General features: G+C 47.5%; 14 protein-coding genes. 13 read left to right on the top strand and 1 reads right to left on the bottom strand.

The window, feature by feature from the left end; genetic code table 11:
• Positions 1 to 44 precede the first annotated feature (44 nt).
• A complete protein-coding gene (locus AAC052_RS08715) occupies positions 45 to 1388 on the top strand; it encodes a Gfo/Idh/MocA family oxidoreductase (RefSeq protein ID WP_317489314.1) in 1344 nt (447 codons plus the stop codon).
• Positions 1389 to 1447: 59 nt separating this feature from the next.
• Here AAC052_RS08715 and AAC052_RS08720 read toward each other — a convergent pair whose 3' ends face one another.
• Positions 1448 to 2356, bottom strand: coding sequence for an FAD:protein FMN transferase (locus AAC052_RS08720; protein ID WP_339812584.1), 909 nt, complete (start codon positions 2354 to 2356; stop codon positions 1448 to 1450).
• A 194-nt stretch (positions 2357 to 2550) separates the two neighbouring features.
• Between AAC052_RS08720 and AAC052_RS08725 the strand changes: the two genes are divergently transcribed.
• The 12 genes from AAC052_RS08725 (at position 2551) to AAC052_RS08780 (ending at position 21840) form a co-directional block, all read left to right on the top strand.
• Complete coding sequence (locus AAC052_RS08725; protein ID WP_339812586.1) at positions 2551 to 5610, top strand: PVC-type heme-binding CxxCH protein; 3060 nt, start codon at positions 2551 to 2553, stop codon at positions 5608 to 5610.
• Positions 5611 to 5650: 40 nt separating this feature from the next.
• Positions 5651 to 6571 carry a TIM barrel protein gene (locus tag AAC052_RS08730; RefSeq protein ID WP_339812588.1) on the top strand — a complete coding sequence of 307 codons (921 nt, stop codon included), beginning with the start codon at positions 5651 to 5653 and terminating at the stop codon, positions 6569 to 6571.
• A 202-nt stretch (positions 6572 to 6773) separates the two neighbouring features.
• Positions 6774 to 7508, top strand: a complete 735-nt coding sequence (locus AAC052_RS08735) for a hypothetical protein (RefSeq protein WP_339812589.1) — start codon at positions 6774 to 6776, stop codon at positions 7506 to 7508.
• A gap of 2 nt (positions 7509 to 7510) precedes the next feature.
• A complete protein-coding gene (locus AAC052_RS08740) occupies positions 7511 to 10273 on the top strand; it encodes a TonB-dependent receptor (RefSeq protein ID WP_339812591.1) in 2763 nt (920 codons plus the stop codon).
• A 4-nt stretch (positions 10274 to 10277) separates the two neighbouring features.
• Entirely contained in the window at positions 10278 to 12011 is a 1734-nt protein-coding gene (locus AAC052_RS08745; RefSeq protein WP_339812592.1) for a hypothetical protein, read from the top strand.
• Positions 12008 to 13174, top strand: a complete 1167-nt coding sequence (locus AAC052_RS08750) for a DUF4249 domain-containing protein (RefSeq protein ID WP_339812593.1) — start codon at positions 12008 to 12010, stop codon at positions 13172 to 13174. The genes AAC052_RS08745 and AAC052_RS08750 overlap by 4 nt, the downstream gene beginning before the upstream one ends.
• Before the next feature lie 66 nt (positions 13175 to 13240).
• Positions 13241 to 14401: a DUF4249 domain-containing protein gene (locus AAC052_RS08755; protein WP_339812594.1), complete on the top strand. Its 1161-nt coding sequence runs from the start codon at positions 13241 to 13243 to the stop codon at positions 14399 to 14401.
• Entirely contained in the window at positions 14398 to 15471 is a 1074-nt protein-coding gene (locus AAC052_RS08760) for a DUF4249 domain-containing protein (protein WP_339812595.1), read from the top strand. Before AAC052_RS08755 ends, AAC052_RS08760 begins: the two co-directional genes overlap by 4 nt.
• Positions 15472 to 15489: 18 nt before the next feature.
• Positions 15490 to 16683 (top strand): DUF4249 domain-containing protein, encoded by a 1194-nt coding sequence (locus AAC052_RS08765; RefSeq protein WP_317489304.1) that lies wholly within the window; start codon positions 15490 to 15492, stop codon positions 16681 to 16683.
• A gap of 19 nt (positions 16684 to 16702) precedes the next feature.
• Entirely contained in the window at positions 16703 to 17884 is a 1182-nt protein-coding gene (locus AAC052_RS08770; protein ID WP_339812598.1) for a DUF4249 domain-containing protein, read from the top strand.
• Positions 17881 to 19077 carry a DUF4249 domain-containing protein gene (locus tag AAC052_RS08775; RefSeq protein WP_317489302.1) on the top strand — a complete coding sequence of 399 codons (1197 nt, stop codon included), beginning with the start codon at positions 17881 to 17883 and terminating at the stop codon, positions 19075 to 19077. Before AAC052_RS08770 ends, AAC052_RS08775 begins: the two co-directional genes overlap by 4 nt.
• 66 nt (positions 19078 to 19143) lie before the next feature.
• Complete coding sequence (locus AAC052_RS08780; protein WP_339812599.1) at positions 19144 to 21840, top strand: prolyl oligopeptidase family serine peptidase; 2697 nt, start codon at positions 19144 to 19146, stop codon at positions 21838 to 21840.
• Positions 21841 to 21871: the final 31 nt, after the last annotated feature.

The raw sequence follows: 21871 nt of genomic DNA on the forward strand, positions 1-21871 counted from the left end.
ATTGATTTCCTGAAACTACCTACACACACTTAACACATACCGTTATGACTCATACTGATTCAAAAAATACCTCCGGGCTCAATCGCAGAGATTTCGTAAAAGGTTCTGCCATGGCTGCCGGGGGCATTATGCTTAGCGGGCTGGCATGGGATGCCAACGCCATGACCTTGCAAAAACCAAAGGAGCTTAAACTTGCCCTCGTAGGCTGTGGCGGCCGTGGTTCCGGCGCCGTAGTTCAAGCGCTAATTGCCGACCCCAATGTGAAGCTGGTGGCGATGGCCGACGCTTTCAGAGACAGGCTTGATGCTTGCTACAGCAACATCACCAAAGACGATGTAGACGGCAAAGGCAGTTTGAAAGCAAAAATCGACGTGCCGGAAAAGAATAAATTTGTTGGATTTGAAGGCTATAAGAGCGCTATTGATCTGGCTGACGTTGTCATACTGGCTACCCCTCCGGGATTCCGCCCCTACCACCTGGAGTATGCCATCAAACAGAGTAAGCACATCTTCTGCGAGAAACCTCTGGCTACAGATGCGGTGGGTATCCGTAAAGTTTTAGGTCTTCTGGAAGAATCGAAGCAAAAGAACCTCAACATAGTAGTTGGTCTTCAGCGTCACTACGAGTCTTCTTATCGTGAGGTCATGAAGAGAGTTCACGGTGGCGAAATAGGCGACGTTACATCAGGCCAGGTTTACTGGAACAGCGCTGGTGTATGGGTGAGAGAAAGACAACCCGACATGACAGAGATGCAGTACCAAATGAGAAACTGGTATTATTTCAACTGGCTATGCGGCGACCACATCGTGGAACAACACATCCACAACATCGACGTGATGAACTGGGCCAAGCAAGGCTATCCGGTGAAGGCACAGGGTATGGGTGGACGTCAGGTGAGAACTGGCAAGGAGTTCGGCGAAATTTTTGATCACCACTATGTCGAATACACCTACGAAGATGGTGCTATCATGAACAGCCAGTGCCGCCATATCAAAGGCTGCATGGACAAAGTAACCGAAGAAATTGTAGGCACCAAGGGTCGTGCCGACGGCAGCGGCAACATTGTTGACCTCAAAGGAAATATTATTTACAAGCACAGGGGCAAAGACGATCCGAACCCATACGAGCAGGAGCACGTCGAACTATTTGCCTCCATCCGAAAAGGTGGAGTCATCAACGACCTTGAAAATGGAGCCAAGGCAACCATGACGGCTATCATGGGCCGTATGGCCACCTATTCCGGAAGAGAGCTCACCTGGGAAGAAGCAATCAATTCTGAGGTGAACTTGTTTCCAGACAGGCTTGCATGGGATGCGAATCCTAAGTCAATGCCTGACAAAAATGGTTTTTATACCATTGCGGTACCGGGTGTAACTCAGGTTATCTGACATAAAATCGAGTAACTAACATAGACCCTGGCGGCTTCAAACCCGTCAGGGTTTTTTGTTTAATTGACAAATGACTGGCCAAAGGTGAGTTGCTCCATTACCGCACCATTTTTTTTCCACACCATGGCTGATACGTCGCTGTTCCTTTCCAGAAACCTTCTTATCTCTTCCATTTCCATTACACAAAAGGCGGTAGCATACGCATCAGCCTGAGCACCTGACGGTGCTGTAACAATAACAAAGGCCCCGTTAGTCAACGCCTCCCCGGTTTCGGGATCAATGATGTGCGAGTATTTTCTGCCCCCGAACTCAAGGTATTGATAGATGTCGCCTGATGAGGCAATGAAACAGTTGGTGCATTTGATCAGCTCATTAATGCCAGGGCCGCCGCTATTTTTGTCCTCCAAAAGAAACTCCCACGTAGGCTTGCTGGCTGGAGCATCCGCTGCTGCGATGGAGCTGCCGGCAGACACGAACGAGTGTGCAAAACCCTCTGCCTTTAGTACCTTCAGTGCCTCTTCAACAGCATAGCCTTTCCCGATTCCTCCGAAGTCGAGTTTCATCCCCTTTTTTATATATTTTATTTTAAACGGCAGCCTGGTGGTGTCAAACACAATAGCATCAAAGCCATTGACTGCCAAAGCTTCCTCAATCTGCCGTTGTCCGGGAAGCTCATTTTTGCGTTTTGCCCTTCTCCACAACTGTACCAACGCTCCAATGGTAGGATCAAATGCACCAAAAGTCTGTTCAGAAATGGCTTTCGACATTTTGAGCACCTCCCCTAAGTCCTCGCTCACCGCTACCCAGTTGGCAGGCGATGTAGCATTTAGCTGCCAGGTTTCGCTTTGTTCTGAATAGTCACTCAGCGCCAGGTTTATCTGATCGATACGGGCAAATGCCTTGTATGCTGCCTTTCGAGCCGTAAGGCTATCGGGGCCATCAATAGTAATATTAAATATTGTACCCATTTTCGGCTCAGAGAAACTGAACTGCTGGGCCCGGGATGGCAAAACAGATAGTAGCAGCAAGAAAAGTAAAACCGTTGGCTTCAAAACAAGTGACTTTATATAATACAACGCTCAATCATCAAACTAAGCGTGGAATAAACGCAGGTTTTATCTATTTTGAAAGTTGATTTACAGAAACACCTACTTAACTCGTTATGGCAAAGAACATTTCCATGTTTAAAAGGGCGATTGCCTTGTCAATCGCCGCCGCATTTTTTACACACTGCTCCACAGAAGCTCCCCCTGTGGATCGCTCCACATTAACCGAGGCCCAAAAGCGGCTGCCGGAGTATGCCGTTTCGGGGCTGGAGGTGGCTGATGGATTGGAAGCAACACTTTTTGCCGCCGAGCCCATGATCATGAACCCTACCAACATCGACGTTGACCCCCGTGGCAGGGTATGGGTGTGTGAAGCTTTTAACTACCGCAGCGAGCTCAACCCTGGCAATGAGGTAGATGCGAAAGGAGATAAAATCGTCATTCTGGAAGACACAGATGGCGATGGAAAGGCCGACAGCCGAAAAATATTTTATCAGGGAACCGATATCAATGCAGCTCTGGGCATAGGCGTTTTTGGCAACAAAGTCATCGTGTCCTGTAGCCCAAATGTGTTCATTTTCACCGATGAAGATGGTGATGATGTGCCAGACAAAAAGGAAGTGCTTTTTACAGGTCTAGGTGGAGTGCAGCATGACCATGCCATTCACTCCTTCACCTTCGGCCCTGACGGCAAGTTCTATTTTAACTTTGGTAATGCAGGTGACCAACTGCTGGACAAAGATGGCAACCCGATTGTCGACATGGTGGGCAACGAGGTAAACGGCTCCGGCAACCCTTACCGCCAGGGGATGCTCTTCCGCTGCGACACCGACGGCAGCAACATGGAAGTGCTTGGCTTCAATTTCAGAAACAACTATGAGCCGGCGGTCGACTCGTATGGCTCCATCTGGCAGTCTGACAACGACGACGATGGCAACAGAGGCGTTCGTATCAACTTCATTTTAGAATATGGCAACTACGGCTTTACCGACGAGTTCACCGGTGCGAGCTGGAGCACCCGCCGCACCAACATGGAAAAAGAAATTCCACTTCGCCATTGGCACCAAAACGATCCGGGTTCGGTTCCCAACCTTTTACAAACCGGCGCCGGATCGCCTACCGGTATGATCGTTTACGAAGGGGACTTGCTTCCCGAAAGATTCAGGAACCAGATGATTCATACCGATGCAGGACCTAATGTGGTGCGGGCGTATCCGGTGGAAAAGAAGGGAGCAGGCTACACTGCCTCCATTGCTAATATTCTTAAGGGCAATGACGACCCATGGTTCCGACCTTCGGATGTGTGCGTAGCGCCGGATGGCTCATTGTTCGTGGCCGACTGGTATGACCCTGGAGTTGGTGGACACCAAATGGGGGATCAGGCCCAGGGAAGGATTTACCGTGTGGCACCCAAGGGTGTCGATTATGAAGTAGAAAAAATAAACGTTACCGGCGCTGAGGCGGCAGTGAAGTCTTTGCAAAGCCCCAATATGGGCACTCGCTATCTCGCCTGGACGGCCCTTGAGGAGTTGGGCAGTGAAGCGGAAGCAGCGCTGAAAGGCCTTTTGAATAGCAGCAATCCAAGAATGAAAGCAAGAGCCCTGTGGCTGTTGGCCAGGATTGACGGGAAGACAGATGAATACATTCAGCTAGCCACCAGCGATGCCGATGAAAACATCAGGATCACGGGGCTAAAAATTGCCAGGAGCCTGCAGGTGAAAAACCTGGATGACTACTTGGCAAAGGCAGCGTCTGACAAATCACCTCAGGTAAGAAGAGAGGTGGCCATTGCAGTGCGATATCTTGATTCATCAAAAGCTGCCGACATTTGGACGGATCTTGCCCTGCAATACGACGGAAAGGACAGGTGGTATTTGGAAGCATTGGGTATAGGTGCCGATCCCAGAGGCGAAGAATTCTTTAACAACTGGATAGAAAAAGGTGGCCTGGAGAAGCCCGGAGCTAACGACATTGTGTGGAGAAGCCGGGCCAAGTCGGCTCTGCCAATGCTGGCGAAGCTGGCTACAAATGGGGAGGGAGGCATGCGTGATAACCTCCGTTATTTCCGTGCATTCGATTTTCACAAAGACCCATCAAAAGACAATCTGCTTGCTGGTATGCTGACTATCAAACACCCACAGCAAGACAGCATAAAGATTCTGGCCCTGAGCCATATTTCGCCAGAAAAAATCAATTCGGATCCGGCAGTCAACAAAATCATGAGGGGGTCGCTGGCACAAATGAAGGGCACTCCAACGTATATGGATTGGGTAAAAAGGTATCAGCTAAGGGACCAGGTGCCTTCGTTAGTAAGTATTTACACCCAGTCACCAAAGAGTGAATTTGGCCCGGAGGCGATTAAACTTGTGCACCAATTTGAGGGCATCGACTTTTTCAAAAAACAACTTCAGCAAAAAGACAACGAAAAGGTAATCGAAACGCTGAATGCGATGACCAACCTTTGGGGGCCTGAGGTTTGGAATACGTTCAAGGAAATATCGCTTGATGAAAGCAGAGACCTGGCGGTAAGGAAAGCGGCCATCAAAGCCTACGGAACAGGTTGGTCGACCGAAAACAACCTTTTGGACATGGCATTGGCCAACGAGGTGCCCGAAGAGCTGAAAGAGACTGCGATGTACACACTTCTCAACGGCATTAAAAGCTCAGTAAGAAAAGAGGCGGCCAAAATGCTGGCCGCCGGAGACACCAAATTTGGCTCCATTGAAGAGCTGGTGGCTTTGGATGGAAGTGCTACAAACGGCGCTGCCATGTTTGAGAGGGTTTGCTCCACCTGTCATGTCGTCAACAACAAAGGAACCCAGTTTGGCCCACAGCTGTCGGAAATTGGTGATAAGCTTGGGAAAGAGGGGCTTTATAAGGCAATTATGTATCCTGACGCAGGCATCAGCTTTGGCTATGAGGGCTTTTTGATTACTACAGCAGCTGGCGAAAAAATAGCCGGTTATATTTCCAGCGAAACCAACGATGCCCTTGAGGTAACTGTCATTGGCGGTGCCAAAACAAGGTATGCCAAAAAGGATATCGTATCAAAAGAGCCACTTGAAAACTCACTGATGCCTACCGGGCTGCATAACGCTTTCACACAGCAGGAACTGGTCGATTTGGTCGCTTATTTGTCTTCGTTGAAAAATGGAGCGCCAGTTGCTGCCCGATAACACAAAATATACCTACTCGAACACCTAAATAATTAACGAAATGAATAGAAGAGATTTCATTGGCAGAGCAGCCCTGGCAAGTGGCGCAGTGTCGCTTATGGGAGGTAGTGCCTTTGCGCAAGCAAACAAGAATCCCCTCCAGGCTGTTGGCAAGCCATTTAAAATGGACTATGCGCCGCATTTTGGCATGTTTAAAAACCATGTTGGCGATGACCCAATTGAGGAGCTGAAATTTATGTTTGATCAGGGTTTCCGGTCACTTGAAGACAATGGTATGCTTGGCCGACCCGTTGAAATGCAAAACAAGATCGCAGCCACGCTCGAAAGGCTGGGCATGCGAATGGGGGTGTTCGTAATTGACGGCGGCGACAACTGGAAAATTTCGTTGACCACAGGGAAGAAAGAATTTAAAGATAAGTTTGTTGATACCTGCAAAAGATCCGTAGAGCTGGCCAAAAGAGCCAATGCCAAATGGATGACAGTTGTTCCGGGCTTCTACGATGCAAGCTTACCCATAGGGATACAGACAGCTAACGTAATCGACGCCCTAAGAGCTGGTGCAGAAATATTGGAGCCCCATGGGCTGGTAATGGTGCTTGAACCGTTAAGTGACAGACCTGATCTTTTCATGCGAACATCCGCCCAAACCTATGAGCTTTGCAAGGCCGTAGATAGTCCTTCCTGCAAAATCCTTTATGATATCTATCACATGCAAAGGAACGAAGGAAACCTCATCGCCAATATCAACCTTACCTGGGACGAAATCGCCTACTTTCAAATTGGCGACAACCCGGGAAGAAAAGAGCCGACTACGGGTGAGATCAACTACAAGAATGTTTTCAAGCATATTTATGACAAAGGATACCGCGGCATAATGGGCATGGAACACGGTATTTCAAAACCCGGAAAAGAAGGAGAAATGGCGCTTGTGGCTGCCTATAGAGAAGTTGACAATTTTTAGCGTAAAAATAAGCCGTTTACCGATACTCATTCATTACCGCCACTTAGGGAATATCCTCCCTGCAAAATGAGGGATTTTTGAACTTAAATAGTTATAGAATGCTGAATTGTGTCAACTTTCGAAGTTGGTACAATTCAGATCATTCCTGGCTTCAATGCCGGGTTTAACTTTGTATTGATTTTTATCTGTTTTACCTACTTTGATGCGAAAACTACTACCCTTGCTTCAGCTGGCCATTGGTGCTTGTCTGTACAATACTGCTCCGGCACAAAATCTCGTCAGCCAAAATCCCTCCATTGAAGCTCTCAGCAATCAGTACGACGCCGAAGTCGGGTATAGTGGCAGAATATTCAACGGCGCGGAATATGGAATCAAGTATCCGGATGTGGTTGATCATGCTTTTTTAGTTTCCGAATGGCAACCTGGCAGCATCAACTTTCTTGACAGAGCATACAAAGGGCTCGAATTACGGTACGACATTGTAAACGACCTTGTAGTTCTGAAACACTACAATCCTAATGACGGCATTTCGATTTCTATTATGCCCGCTCAGGAAAAGATTAATTCTTTCACGCTTTCATCAGTAAAATTTGTTCGTTTGCCCCCCCAAGTGACCGGGGAGCAAAAATCTCGCTTTTACGAGTTGATTGTCGACAAAGAATATAAACTGGTGGCAAGACACACAAAAGAAAAGTTCATTGACAAGTCAAGAGGAGCGCCAGTGGTCGGATTTCAGCACAAGGTTAAATTATACCTCAAAAAAGACAATGAATTCATCATCATCAGAAGCAAACGAGCGCTATTGAAGGTTCTCGAAGACAAAAAGAAAGAACTCGCTGACTACTCAAGAGCAAGAAGATTGTACTGGCACGAAAACCCAAAAAGAACTGCCGCCATGTTAGTTGGCTATTACTTTGATTTAAAAGGAGAGAACTGAAAATGAAAAAAGCAGCTGTTTTATTACTTATGATAGGGCTGGGGTTCCATTCTCGGGCACAAAACCCAACCATTACCGCTACTTTCAGCGAAACACCCTTTGATCAGGCGGTAAAAACCATTGAAGATCAGGCAAAAACTGCGATCTTCTACAATCCGCAATGGACAGACACCATACGGGTAAACGCCACACTTAACTCAGCTTCTCTTAATGAAGCATTAACAGCCATCATTCCGTCCACTTCCGACTTAAGTTTCTTCATCAATTCGGGAGGCAAAGTAATTATCTCGAAAGGCTATGTGATTCGGGAAAGCCTCCCTGCTGATTTTTTCACAAGGGAGCCCGTAGAAGACAAAATGGAGGTAGCTGCCCTGGAATTAGAAAAAACACGAAATAATCAGGGGCCTGTGGAAGATGCCATAGAAAATAAGACTTTCGAAGTAGGCAAAAAAACTGCGGTGCTAGCCTCCGGGAAAGCTACGGTTGCGGGCTATGTGAAAAGCATGGCTTCTGGTGAGCCTGTCATTGGGGCCTTAGTTTATATCGAAAACCCAAAAATAGGCACCATTACCGACCAGTTTGGCTACTACTCTCTCACCATTCCCAACGGCAAGCAGCTGCTGAAAATTCAAAATGTGGGAATGAAAAGTACGAGGCGGCAAATCATTCTCTACTCCGATGGGCTTTTCAATATAGAAATGGAAGAGGATGTGGTGGCTTTGAAGGAAGTGGTAATCGAAGCAGAACGAGATGTAAACGTTACAGGGATGCAAATGGGGCTCGACAGGCTCGACATTCAGTCGATCAAGCAGATGCCTTCTGCTTTTGGCGAGGCCGATATTATGAAAGTAGCCTTAACGCTTCCAGGGGTTCAAAGTGTTGGCGAAGGTTCCAATGGCTTCAACGTGCGGGGCGGCAGCACCAGCCAGAATCTTATTTTGCTGAATGACGCTGTTATTTACAACCCTTCTCACCTTTTTGGCTTCTTCACGGCTTTCAATGCCGATGTGGTAAGGAATGTTGAACTGCACAAAGCGGGCATTCCGGCGGAGTACGGAGGCAGAATCTCGTCGGTGTTTGAGGTAGACATGAAAGATGGCAACAAGAAAAAATTCGCTGGCAGCGGAGGTATAGGGCTGGTCACTGGCCGTCTTTCTCTTGAAGGCCCAATTATAGAAGACAAGGCCTCGTTCCTTATCGCTGGCCGAAGCAGTTACTCAGATTGGATTTTGAAAAGGCTGCCAAATGCTACTTTTAAAAATTCCACAGCCGGTTTCAGCGACCTGAATGCGAGGGTGACCTACGACATTGATGAAAAAAACAGCGTATATATTACTGGCTATTTGAGTAATGACAAGTTCAGTCTCAACTCCGATTCGCTGTACCAATACACCAACTCCAACGCTTCCATCAAATGGAAAAAAATATTCAACAGCAGACTTTATGGGGTTTTCACAGGAGTTTCCAGCCACTACGACTACAGTCTGTCATCCGATGACGTGCCAGTAAACGCATTCAATCTTGGTTACGGTATTAACCAGCACAACTTCAAAGCCGACTTCAGCTACTTCCCTGAGTCCATGCATAAAATCGATTTTGGGCTAAGCAGTATTTACTATGATCTGAACCCTGGATTTAACAAGCCTGTTGGTGACCAATCCATCCTTCAGGAAAAGATTTTGGAAAAGGAAAAAGGGATTGAATCGGCTATTTACGTGGGCGACAAGGTTGACATCAACGACAAGCTTTCGCTGTACCTGGGACTGCGCTATTCCATGTATTCTTTTCTTGGGCCAAAAAGTGTCATTCAATATGACCCCACCCGAGCAAAGGACGTGAATACCATGCAGGACACTTTGCAGTACCCTTCAGGCGACTTCATCAAAACCTATCACGGGCCGGAATACAGAGCTTCTATGAGGTATGCCTTCAACCCCATCAGTTCCGCCAAGTTGAGCTTCAATAGAATGCGGCAGTATATTCATCAGCTGTCCAACACTCAGGCCATTTCCCCCACTGATATCTGGAAGCTCAGCGATTCTTATATCAGTCCGCAGATTGGAGACCAGTTCTCTATCGGATACTACCGCAACATGAGATCCAACAGCCTTGAACTGTCGGTGGAAACCTACTACAAGTGGCTAACCGATATGCTTGACTATAAAAACGGCGCAGTGCTTGTGATGAATGAGCACCTGGAAACTGACGTGATAAAAGCCAAAGGCAAGGCATACGGGCTCGAGATCATGCTGAAAAAGAAAACCGGCAAACTCAACGGATGGGTAAGCTACACATACTCCAGAACGTTCGTACAAATCGCAGGACAGTTTCCGGAAGAAAGGGTAAACAGAGGCACTTATTTCCCTGCCAGCTACGACAAGCCGCATGACCTTACGATTGTTTCAAACTATAAATTCACCAGAAGGATCAATATATCGGTTAATTATACGTACAGCACAGGGCGGCCAATCACCTACCCCTTGTCTGTCTATACCATAGGCGGAGCAAACCGGGTTCACTATTCCGACAGAAACGCCTACCGCATTCCTGACTATAGCCGAATGGATTTGTCCATCAACTTCGAAGGCAACCATAAAATCAAGAAGCTGGCGCACAGTTCATGGACATTTGCTTTGTTCAATGTGCTGGGGCGCAACAATGTGTACTCCATCTACTTCGTGACCGAGCAGGGAGAAATAAATGGCTACAAGCTTTCTGTCTTTGCCCGCCCCATTCCAACCATCACCTACAACTTCAGATTCTAATTCCATGAGAAAGCTTAAAGCCATTTTTGGAAGAACGCTACTAACGGCATCGGTACTCTTATCGGTGCTGCCCGCAAGCAACTTGATTCAGGCTCAGGACATTTCCTACAGGGAAGAGATTCATATACACCACGATGGCCCTGTGTATTTAACGGGTGATCGCTTAAGGTTTTCAGTAACATGTCTCGATCAGTCAAACCACCTGCTTTCGCCACTTAGCAGACTGGCCTATGTTGAACTCCTCGACAGCGAAAACACACCACTGGCGCAGTCGATCATTGATTTGAATGATGGAAAAGGAAAGGGCGACATTCTTTTACCATTTACCGCCACTTCAGGCAACTACATCTTAAGAGCCTACACCAAGTGGATGAGAAATTTTCCTCCCGAGGACTATGCTTATTCAATTGTTACCATCATCAATCCATTTAAGTCGCTTGGGCTGTCAGAAAGCAGTGAAAAGCCAGCCACCAGAAAAGTCTCTGCTCCCACAGCAGGTCTGACGATATCAACCGCCAGCGAAGTATATCGCTCAAGGCAAAAGGTAACCATCGACCTGGGATTAACTGGTGTAGAAGGTAGGCCTGCTAGTGGGCTGGTGTCAGTTTCTGTAAGTAAGGTGCCAGATTTCTTCATGACAGGCCAGGGAAATTCCGGGAAGCTTCCGGTGGTTGTCAAAAAAAAACCCTCCCAGGCTTCATTTAAACCCGACAGGCACTACTTGCCTGAAACAAAGGGGCAATTCCTCACTGGTAAAGTGTATGAATCGGGCACCACAACGCCAAAGGCAAATGAATTGATCTACTTGTCTATCATTGGAACTCAACCTGAATTCTATACTTCAAAAGCTGACAGCGAGGGCGTTATTCGGTTTGAGATTGTGGATTTTTATGGCCAGGGAGAGGCGCACCTGCAAAGCGGCGATCCAGATGCCAATGTAGATATAATTATTGATCCGTCGTTTTCAGAGGCCTTTGTTGCACTTGAGGTTCCGTCACTGAGTATTGATGAAAAGTGGGAGAGTTACCTGACTCAGGCGAGCCAGAACATGCAGGTTAGAAATGTGTATTCCAGCATTATTCCATTTGATGAACACCAGCCGTCGGGTGACTCATTACCCTTTTACGGCATTCCTGATCAGAAATACTACCTGGATGACTACACAAGGTTCCCTTTGATGGAAGAGGTACTGAGGGAATACGTAGCCGGTATTTTCCCAAGAAAAAGAAACGACGAATTCTATTTTAAGATGGTCAACGTGGAAAAAAATGAGATCATGAACAATGAACCGTTGATGCTCTATGATGGCTTTCCTATTAAAAAGGCGAACACTATTATGGAGCTGGATCCTCGCCTTGTGAAGCGGATTGATGTAGTGACGAAGAGATATTTGATGGGTGGAGCCATTTTCGACGGCATCACAAGCTTTCATTCATATAAGGGCGACCTGGCGGGGCTAGACCCTGCACTCATTGCTGGCCAGGACTATTCTTTTATTGGGGTGCAGAAAGGGGCGAAGTATGTGTTCCCCGACTACGACGATGCTAACTCAACATCGACCTTGCCAGACTTCAGAAACACCCTCTATTGGGCTGATAGCAAAGAGATCAGTAACGGACTTGGAGTAGTAGCGTTTTTTGCCGGAGACGATACCGGGACATATTTGATTGACGTTGAAGGAATCTCAGACTCAGGCGATTTGATCTCTCAAAAAAAGTTTTTCAAAGTGGAGAAATGAGGATAATCACCCTGGCCATACTGATATTTTTCGTGAGTGTTGGCTGCCTCGAAAGATTCGAGCCGCAAGGAACGAAGTTGACCAACCTACTGGTGGTGGAAGGGCAGCTTACAACTGGTGCGGAGGGCAACACAATCAAACTCTCCAGAACCCGGGCCATAGGCATGAAAGACATGATACCAGAGCAAAATGCCATAGTGAAAGTGACAGATGGCCACTCAAATGACTACCTTTTTAAGGAAACGCTACCCGGTACATATTACAACCCGGCGGCAGATTTGACAGCAAAGGTGGGAGAAAAATATTTGCTCGATATTGTAACTGCCGGAGGCAGCCACTATCAATCCAGCCCGGTTACGCTTAAGCAAACTCCTCCAATTGAAAAAGTCTATTACAGCAGTGAAACCAGACTGACTGACGACGGGAGAGCGCTGTCAGGCATTGCCATTTACCTCGATGCGTTCGACGAGAATAACAACACCAACTACTACCGCTGGGAATGGACAGAAAATTGGGAAATTCAAATGCCTGTTAACTCAAAATTCGACTTCCAAGTCGACAAAGACACAGTCGGAATGGGCTATCCCATACCCAAAATTCTGCCGGTGAATATTTGCTACAACTCCGACACCTCCAGCAGAATAATGGTGGCCAGCACCAAAACCCTCTCAGAAGACCGTGTAAAAAAGTATGAGATCAATTTTACCAGCACCAAAGGATTCAAATTAAAGAGCCTCTACGGTATTATAGTAAAACAATATGCTCTTGACGAAGCGGGTTACAAATACTGGGAGGCCTTAAGGGCAAGCAGCGAAGGGGTAGGCACCTTATTTGACCCACAGCCTTATGAACTTATTGGGAATGTTTTTAATACAAGTGATGGCAACGAGCCGGTACTGGGCTATTTTGATGCCAGCACGGTGTCAGTTAATTCGCTGGTAGTCATCCGTGACCAACTCGACTCCCTTGTGTACCCGCTGGAACAGTGCGACCAGGAGAGAGATACCGTGCCCTACAGACTTGTACAAGACTATCTGCAGGCTGGCTACCTTATCGACACCACAGGTCTGTTTGGCAGCACTTACGTGATTATGGCTCCCGTCGATTGTAGTGACTGCCGACTCTACGGGTCGCTGGAACGCCCAAAATTCAGACCTGATTGACAATTGCCCGAATTATTTAACATATCATCCAAAGACTTCATTGTTAAAGGTAAAAACTTCTTTAGAGTGACGTGCACTCTTTTGATAGGGTTCGACTTCATTGGTTGCACCGAGCCTTTTACTCCTGAATCAAAAGCTTACAAAGGTGTTCTTGTAGTTGACGGGTTTGTATCAGACGCAGAAGCTCGGTCAACTATAAAACTGACACGCAGCTCCCCTATCGACGTTGCCATTCCTACCCCGGAATCAAACGCCATTGTATCGGTAATAGATAAACAGGGGACAAGTTTCGAGTTTGAAGAAACCTCACCTGGCATTTACCAGTGCATAGCGGCACGCTTTAAGGGTGTTGTCGGACAAGTTTATTCGCTTGACATTTTAACTGACAATGGCAATCACTACCAGTCCGGGCCGGTTACACTAAAAAAATCGCCACCGATAGACAGCGTTTATTTTGAACCCTCTGTCAGGCTGTCGGATATTGACGGAGATACAATTACGGGAGCAGCCATATTTATTGACACACATGACGACACAAATTCCACGAAATATTACCGATGGGAATGGGAGGAAGATTGGGAGATACGAGTACCCTACCCCAACACATACGACTGGATCACCTACGAGGACGGCAAATTTGGGTTTCCAAAAGAAAATGGAAATCAGATCGGCCTTTGTTACAACCATGAAGTAGGCAGAAACATCCATATTGCCACTACCAATCAGCTGTCAAGCGACCAGGTAAGCAAGTTGGAGCTCAACTATGTCACAACCAGAGATGGCTATAAGCTAAGGTCTCTTTATAGCATTTTAGTGCGGCAATATGCTCTTGATGAAGCAGCTTTCTTGTATTGGTCGGAGCTCGAAAAGACCTCTGAAACCCTGGGTACTTTGTTTGATCCCCAGCCCTATGAATTGCGGGGAAACGTTTTTAACACCGAAGACCCCGACGAAACCGTTCTGGGCTATTTTGGTGCTGGCACGGTAGAAGAGAAGCGCCTCTACATTACCCGTGAGCAGCTCAAGGACATCAAATACCCAACCAACCCTTGTGGACAGGATCTGCTTGAGGTTGAATACAGGTATGTGTACGACCATTTGGAAGCCGGCTACGTTATTGCTTACCTCGGCGACTACGGGGCTATCTCCCTGTATATGGCACCGAAAGATTGTTGCGACTGTAGATTTCATGGCGTATTGGAGAAACCTGACTTTTGGCCATTATGAGTGAAGCGATTGTTTCAGCGTATATCTCCAGAAAACTAGCACTGGTTTTGCCCATCGTTTTCATTTTTGAAGGGTGCATTGAATCATTTGACGGGAAGTCGACTGACTATGAAAACTCGCTGGTAGTAGACGCCGCCATATCCGACCAACCAGGCCCCTATCAGGTGCTCCTTTCTAGGAGCAGGCCTTTCGGCACCGCAAACTCTTTACCTCAGACTGGCGCCTCAGTTTGTGTGACTACCCTTGAGGGCGTATGTTATCCATTTAAAGAAGTGACTCCGGGCAAATATCTTAGCGACTCGGCAGAATGGCGAGGGCAGCCAGGCACTACTTACAAGCTGGAAATTGACGTAAATGGCATTCATTTTGAGTCCTCCGAGGAACTCCTGCGAAGCACGCCGGCCATAGATAGCGTCTACTATGAGCTGGAGGAGAGATATACTGACGCTGAAGAAGTGTTGTCGGGAATAGCCTTATTTGTCGACACGCATGACGAAAACAACTCGGCCAAGTTCTATAAATGGACATCCATTGAAAGCTGGGAAATAAAGATAGAATATCCCATCGATTTCAACCTGTGGAAATGCTACGACTCCGACACGTCCAAAATTATTCAAATTGCCACCACCCGTGGGTTATCGAAAAATGTAGTAAGCAGGCATGAACTCAATTATGTGAGCACCGAGGGGTTTCGCCTTGGCTCCTATTACAGTCTGCTGGTCCAACAATCGGCCATCGACCAAAAAGCCTATAGCTACTGGTCGGAGATCAAGCAATCCAACGAAATGGCTGGCTCTTTGTTTGACATTCAGCATTACCCTATCCGAGGAAATATTTACAATACGTCGGACGCCGAGGAGGTGGTTTTAGGGTATTTCGAGGTGCTATCGATACAGGATAAGCGAATCTTTATCTCAAGAAGAGATGTCAAAGATCTCAACTTTCCCGGGCCCTCGTGCTATAGTGTGTGGGATGGGCCGCCACCTGACCCACGGTTTTTACCCAGGCGCTGTACAGACTGCACCTACCATGGCGGCTCATTGAAGAAACCTGACTTTTGGCCTAACTAATACCTTAAAACAAAAAAATTGAAAATCACTGATACAATATCCTTTCAAAGAAAGCTATTTATTACCGGAAGAAATGCGCTATTGCTTGTGCTTTTAGGTAGCTGCGTTGAACAGTTCGACCCAAAAGTAATTGCCTACCAAAGCGTATTGGTAGTAGATGGTTACCTCTCCGATAAAGCTGAGCCTTACAGGATTACTTTGTCACGGTCGAGAGCCCTAAATAACGAAGACTTTCTTCCTGAGCTTGGTGCCAGTGTTTCAATCATAGGCAGCGAGGGCGAAACCTATCCACTAGTCGAAAGCGACTCTGGCCGATATGTGAGTAACCCCAACGAGTTTGTGGCTTTGACCGGGCAGAGTTACACACTTGACATTGTAACAACTAGTGGAAATCACTATCAGTCTGATCCTGTCACGGTAAAAGTTACACCTCCTATCGACAGCGTGTATTTCAAAACAGAGCGACGCATCAACGATGACGGCCTCGAAATGGACGGCATCAAAATATTGGTTGACGCCCATGACCCCACGGCGAGTACCAACTATTACCGCTACGAATGGAAGGAAACATACGAGATTTCGCTGGCGTACGCTGCACCGTGGGATTATGACTCCATGGCGCCCGACCCCAGGTTCCCAATAAAACCAATTGCGGTTTTTGCGGCAAATTGCTACAATTCCCGCCGCGGAAATTCCATTCTTACGGTGAGCACCGACCAGCTATCAGAAGACAAGGTAAGTGAGTTCGAGATTAACTATGTGAGCACGGCCGACTATAAGCTGCGAAAAAGATACAGCATACTCGTTGAGCAATTTGCACTGGATGAGGATGCATTCCACTACTGGTCCGAACTCCAAAAAAATTCCGAGAACCTCGGAACGCTATTTGATCCACTTCCCTATGAGCTCCGTGGAAACGTTAGAAATCTGGATGACCCTGACGAGGTCATAGTTGGTTATTTTGATGCGGCCCAGTCTTCGCAAATGAGGCTGTTTGTTGACGGAATTGAGTTAAGAGATTTATCGTTTCCGTCCACCGGCTGTCCAAACTCACTTGATACGGTGGCCCTTCAGGACATCCCTCTCAATTTGACACGGAATTACCTTATTTCCGTATTAGGGCCATACCCGGTTGAATATGTTCTTATGGCACCAAGGCGATGCGCCGATTGCAGAGTTTACGGATCGTTGGAGAAACCGGATTTTTGGTAACAGATGAATCACTTGAGGTATGGGCGACAAAAAATCCCTCATTCGTATCAATTACTTATTACTGCTACTACTTAGCAGCTGCATTGAAAAATTTGTACCCGAAATACCCGAAAGTGATGGCGAATTGGTGGTGGAGGGATACGTTACTGATCGACCCGAAGACTACGTCATCAGGCTAAGTCGCTCACGGGCAATTGACCTTAAAAAAAGTTTGCCAGAAACAGGAGCAACCGTCAAAATACTTGAGGGGGAAGCCATTGAACATCCGCTGACTGAAAGTGCAGACGGGGCCTATGTTAGCAAAGCAGGTGATTTTGTTGGCCAGGTTGGGTCAAAATACACGTTAGATATCGTTACGGCAGACGGCGTGCACTATCAGTCCAGCACCGAAAGAATGATCAAAACGCCTGCCATCGACAGTGTGTATTTTGAAAGAGAGGTAAGGTTCACTGATGTTGAAGATCTGTTAGTTGATGGAATAAAAATCCTGGTAGACACCCATGACCCCACTAATTCAACGAGGTATTACAAATGGGAGTGGAAAGAAGACTGGGAATACAAAGCAACCTACCCAAATTCTTATGGGTGGGTGCCAGGTGACCGTATAACAGACCCTGGCCACCCTGTTTTCAATCCATCACCCAATGTTTTCTGTTACATTACCAATTCGTCAAAGCAAGTGTTGATTGCTTCTACCAACACGCTTGAAAAGGATGTGCTAAGCAGGTTTGAAATAAAATACATTAATACGCTTGGGGGAGAGCTTGCTTCACTTTACAGCATTCTGGTGAAGCAGTACGCCATAACCGAAAACGCCTATAAATACTGGCGAGAGTTAAAAGGCCTCAGCGAAAGCCAGGGAACATTATTTGACAAGCAGCCATATGCACTGCCAGGCAACGTGGGCAACCTTAATGATCCCGAAGAAGTTGTTCTCGGCTACTTCGAGGCGCTTTCAGTCGATGAAGAAAGAATATTTATACGCCGTGAACAGCTGAAAGAATTGGACTTCCCCACCAACACCTGCTACTATGAAAAAATCGACTCGGTCAACTACTGGAGTGTTCAGGACTATCTCGACCAGGGATACCTGATATATGGAGTAGGTGGTTTTTTGGCATCATTTGTACACATGGTTCCCAGAGACTGCGCCGATTGCACCTATCATGGATCGCTCGAAAAACCGGATTACCTGCCATGAAGAATATGAAGGGCCTAAGCGCTCGCATTGTCAGATCCTTTGGACTCGGCCTACTTCTATTAGGCTGCGTGGAACCATTTGAGGCTGAAGTCGCCGACTTCCAAAGTGTGCTGGTGGTGGAAGGCAACATTTCCGACGCCAATGAGCCCTACGTGATCACCCTCAGCCGAACTGCCCCGTTAGATGCCAAAGGAGCAACGCCGGAAAGAAATGCTATCGTCCGGGTAATTGACGGGGAAGGAGCCTCCTTTACACTTACAGAGTTTACACCTGGCAAGTACCTCAGTAACCCATTGAATTTTGTTGGATGCGCCGGAAAAACCTACTTTTTAAGCGTTATCACATCATCCAATCAAAGGTATAAGTCCGAGATTGTCACTTTGAAGCCGTCGCCTCCTATCGACAGTATTTATTTTGAACGAGAGATACGCTTAACTGACGCCGGAGACAGCCTGGACGGGGTAAGAATTATGGTAGATGCACATGATCCACTTGGAACGTCCGTGTATTACAAATATTCATGGATAGAAACGTACGAAATACGACCGCACTATCCTTCCTTCTATGAATGGGATTTTTCGGTAACTCCAGCAGCCTTCGTTCGCCGCAATCCAGAAATTAATCTTTGTTTTAAAACCGACTCCTCCCGACAAGTGCTGATCACCAGCACGGCGAACCTAAAAGCAGACAGGGTAAGTGAATTCGAAGTGAATTATGTGAGCACTGTTTCGTTTCGGCTTAAATCACGTTATAGCATTCTTGTCCGGCAACAAACAATAAGTGAAAAGAGCTTCAGGTATTGGAGCGAGGTAAAAAAAACGTCCGAAAGCTTGGGAACACTCTTCGACCCTCAACCCTATCAGCTGACTGGCAACGTGCATAACGTTGACGACCCCGAAGAGCCGGTGCTTGGCTATTTTGATGCCAGTAGTGTTGCACAAAAACGAATTTTTATTGATCGAAAAAAAGACCTGCACGGCCTGACCTATCCTGGTGAACCGTGCATCAGTCAACTTAAAACCTTCTCGCCCCGGGAGGAAGGAGACGTGTTCAAAGACGAATTCAACCTGTTCATTCTGTGGGGCTATTTAATAGTTGATGGAGAAGGGGCCCTTTGGGCTCCTCCGGAATGTGCAGATTGCAGAGTGCATGGAGTACTTGAAAGACCAAGCTTCTGGCCTGACACTCCCTGATGAAATTATACTATAAAGTATCAACGGCTTTCGTTAATTTCCGCTTTTAATTAACCCAACCTGAAAATGAAAAAGCTACTTGCCCTGGCAATTGTCGTATTGTCTGCCGCACATTTTTCTTACGCCCAAAAGTGGACAGTAGATGATGTGGTCAATCAGGAGTCTCTTTCCGACGCAATTTTTTCTGACGACAACAACCTGGTGGCTTGGGTGAAACGCAGACCCGCTCCCGACAAAGACAGCTTCGTGTCCGACATTTATCTTACCCGGCTCAATAGTAAAGACAAAGACGGCAACTTCAAAACAGTGCAGCTTACCAGAGGCGACGAGTCAGAAAGCAATCCTGTATTTTCTGCCGATGGAGAAACCATCTACTTCCTTTCTTCTAAAGCCAAGGGCAAAAACCTGTGGGCGATGTCGCTACTTGGGGGAGAGGCCTACGTTGTCGACTCTTTTGACGTGTCTATTTCTCAGCTAAAAAGGCTGGACGCAAAAACCCTGATTTTTAAGGCAGAAGAAGGCAAGACGCTGTATGAAACAGAGATAGAAAAGAAAAAAGACAATGTGCAGGTAATTGAAGACTCTCTGCATGTGAAACCAAGCAGGTTATTCACGTTCGATACGGACAAGAAAAAGGTACAAAGGGTAACGGACAACCAGTTCCCCATCACCAGCTACGCCATTTCGCCCGATGGCAAATGGGCGGTAACCTCGCAAACCATGTCGCCTCATTATGGGGTGGATGGCAAGCCATCGCCCACACACCACCTTTGGAACCTCACTGACAAAACAAGCCAGCAAATACTTGCTTCTGGCTATCAAACACCCGGCAGCTTCCAGTTTGCCGCCGACAACAGCGGCTTCTATTTCACCAGTGTGCTTTCGTCGAACCCAGAGTGGCAGGGCGCTGGCATTGACCTGTTGCATTTTTATACGCTCTCGACCAATAGCGTTACGCAAGTCAACCTCGGCCACGACTGGGGTTTAGGTGCTGGCTACGATGTGGCCGGGCCTCTGGTGATAGGCTCACTGGCAAAAGGCGCTTACAATGGCCTGGCTTTTTACAGCAAAAACGGGAGCATCTGGAGCAAAGAAATCGTCAGTGCCGGAAATTACACTGACCACTTGAATGTAGTGGCAGCGGCCAAAAACGGTGCTAAGCTGCTCGTTGGATACTCAACAGCGTCCCTTCCCACCCAAATTCGGGTGGCGGAGGTTGTAAAAGGGAAGAAGGGAAATTCGCTGGCAGTTGGTCAGGAACTAGTTAAACTTAATACGCATCTGGAGAAAAAACCGATGACAAAATCGGAAGTGATTACGTGGACAGGCGCCCTGGACGAGGAAGTCACGGGCATTCTCTATTACCCAACCGGCTTCGAAGCCGGGAAGAAATACCCACTCATCGTGGCCATTCATGGTGGACCCTCGGGTGTGGACATGGATCGCTGGGCCGATCGCTGGGGGTACTACCCTCACCTGATGGCCGAAAAAGGAGTGTTTACCCTCAAGCCCAACTACCATGGCTCCTCCAATCACGGGCAGAAATTTGTGGAGTCCATCAAGGGGCACTACTACGAATACGAGCTGCCAGACATTATCAATGGCATTAAACTGCTCAACGAAAAGGGGTATATCTACGAAGATTCCATGGCAGTAATGGGCTGGTCGAATGGTGCCATTCTCGCCACTATGCTCACTGTTGAGCACCCCCACCTTTTCAAAGTGGCTGCGGTAGGCGCCGGCGATGTGAACTGGACTTCTGATTATGGCAACTGCCAGTTTGGCGTCACCTTTGACCAGAGCTACTTTGGTGGTGCGCCCTGGGACAACCGCAATGGCAAAATCTACAACGAAGCCTATATCCTGAAGTCGCCGCTATTTGAAATGGAGAAAGTGAAAACGCCCACGCTTATTTTCCATGGCAGCGAAGACAGGGCAGTACCCCGTGACCAGAGCTGGGAATACTACCGGGCCCTCCAGCAAATCGGGCAGGCCGACGTACGCTTCCTTTGGTTCCCCGGGCAGCCGCATGGGTTGCAGAAAATTACCCATCAGCAGCGCAAAATGACCGAAGAAATCGCCTGGTTCGACAAGTACATGTGGGGCAAGCCAGACAAAACCAATGAGGCATTCAAAAAGGGCAGCCCGCTGGCACAGCTGATCAGCAAGGAGAAAGCGAAAACGACAAACGGAGCCTACGGCGAAATGGTGAAAGGCAGCCTGACACCCGAAACTGCTGCGACGAAAAAAGATTCAATAGCCATTGGCAAATTTGAAGTGACCAACGCACAGTTCAAAGCCTATAGCAGCGAGTTCAGCTACCCGGCCGGGCAGGACAATTTCCCGGCAGTAGTGAGTCTCGAGCAGGCGAAGGGCTACGTCTCCTGGCTAAGCACGCAGACTGGCCAAACCTACCGGCTGCCCTCAACGGCGGAAGCCAAAAAGTTGCATGAATTGGCGCTCAAGTCGGCGGCAAAGGAAAATACGCTCAACTACTGGGCTGGCTACGACATTACCATCGACGACCTGACCGACTTCAAAGCAAAGTTAGCTGAAGTAAAAAGCTCCCTCCTGAAAGAGGCAGGCTCCTTCCCAGCTTCGAAAGTAAAAGAAGCCGAAATTTATGACCTCGGCGGCAACGTGGCTGAATATGCTTCCGATGGAACTACCTACGGTTTTGGTGCCTATGATTTTACCGACGAAAAGGCTGGGGCAATGGCTGTAGACAAGAGGAGTGTTGGGTTCAGGGTGGTGAGGGAGTAAATACGCCCGCTTTCCGCTTAAATAGGGCTAT

Source organism: uncultured Imperialibacter sp. (genome assembly GCF_963974565.1).
GTDB lineage: Bacteria > Bacteroidota > Bacteroidia > Cytophagales > Cyclobacteriaceae > Imperialibacter > Imperialibacter roseus.

What these genes read in the sequence shown, in the direction of transcription:
- AAC052_RS08715 (WP_317489314.1), top strand. Translation starts at nt 45, where the DNA reads ATGACTCATACTGATTCAAAAAATACCTCCGGGCTCAATCGCAGAGAT.
- AAC052_RS08720 (WP_339812584.1), bottom strand. Translation starts at nt 2,356, where the DNA reads ATGGGTACAATATTTAATATTACTATTGATGGCCCCGATAGCCTTACG.
- AAC052_RS08725 (WP_339812586.1), top strand. Translation starts at nt 2,551, where the DNA reads ATGGCAAAGAACATTTCCATGTTTAAAAGGGCGATTGCCTTGTCAATC.
- AAC052_RS08730 (WP_339812588.1), top strand. Translation starts at nt 5,651, where the DNA reads ATGAATAGAAGAGATTTCATTGGCAGAGCAGCCCTGGCAAGTGGCGCA.
- AAC052_RS08735 (WP_339812589.1), top strand. Translation starts at nt 6,774, where the DNA reads ATGCGAAAACTACTACCCTTGCTTCAGCTGGCCATTGGTGCTTGTCTG.
- AAC052_RS08740 (WP_339812591.1), top strand. Translation starts at nt 7,511, where the DNA reads ATGAAAAAAGCAGCTGTTTTATTACTTATGATAGGGCTGGGGTTCCAT.
- AAC052_RS08745 (WP_339812592.1), top strand. Translation starts at nt 10,278, where the DNA reads ATGAGAAAGCTTAAAGCCATTTTTGGAAGAACGCTACTAACGGCATCG.
- AAC052_RS08750 (WP_339812593.1), top strand. Translation starts at nt 12,008, where the DNA reads ATGAGGATAATCACCCTGGCCATACTGATATTTTTCGTGAGTGTTGGC.
- AAC052_RS08760 (WP_339812595.1), top strand. Translation starts at nt 14,398, where the DNA reads ATGAGTGAAGCGATTGTTTCAGCGTATATCTCCAGAAAACTAGCACTG.
- AAC052_RS08770 (WP_339812598.1), top strand. Translation starts at nt 16,703, where the DNA reads ATGGGCGACAAAAAATCCCTCATTCGTATCAATTACTTATTACTGCTA.
- AAC052_RS08775 (WP_317489302.1), top strand. Translation starts at nt 17,881, where the DNA reads ATGAAGAATATGAAGGGCCTAAGCGCTCGCATTGTCAGATCCTTTGGA.
- AAC052_RS08780 (WP_339812599.1), top strand. Translation starts at nt 19,144, where the DNA reads ATGAAAAAGCTACTTGCCCTGGCAATTGTCGTATTGTCTGCCGCACAT.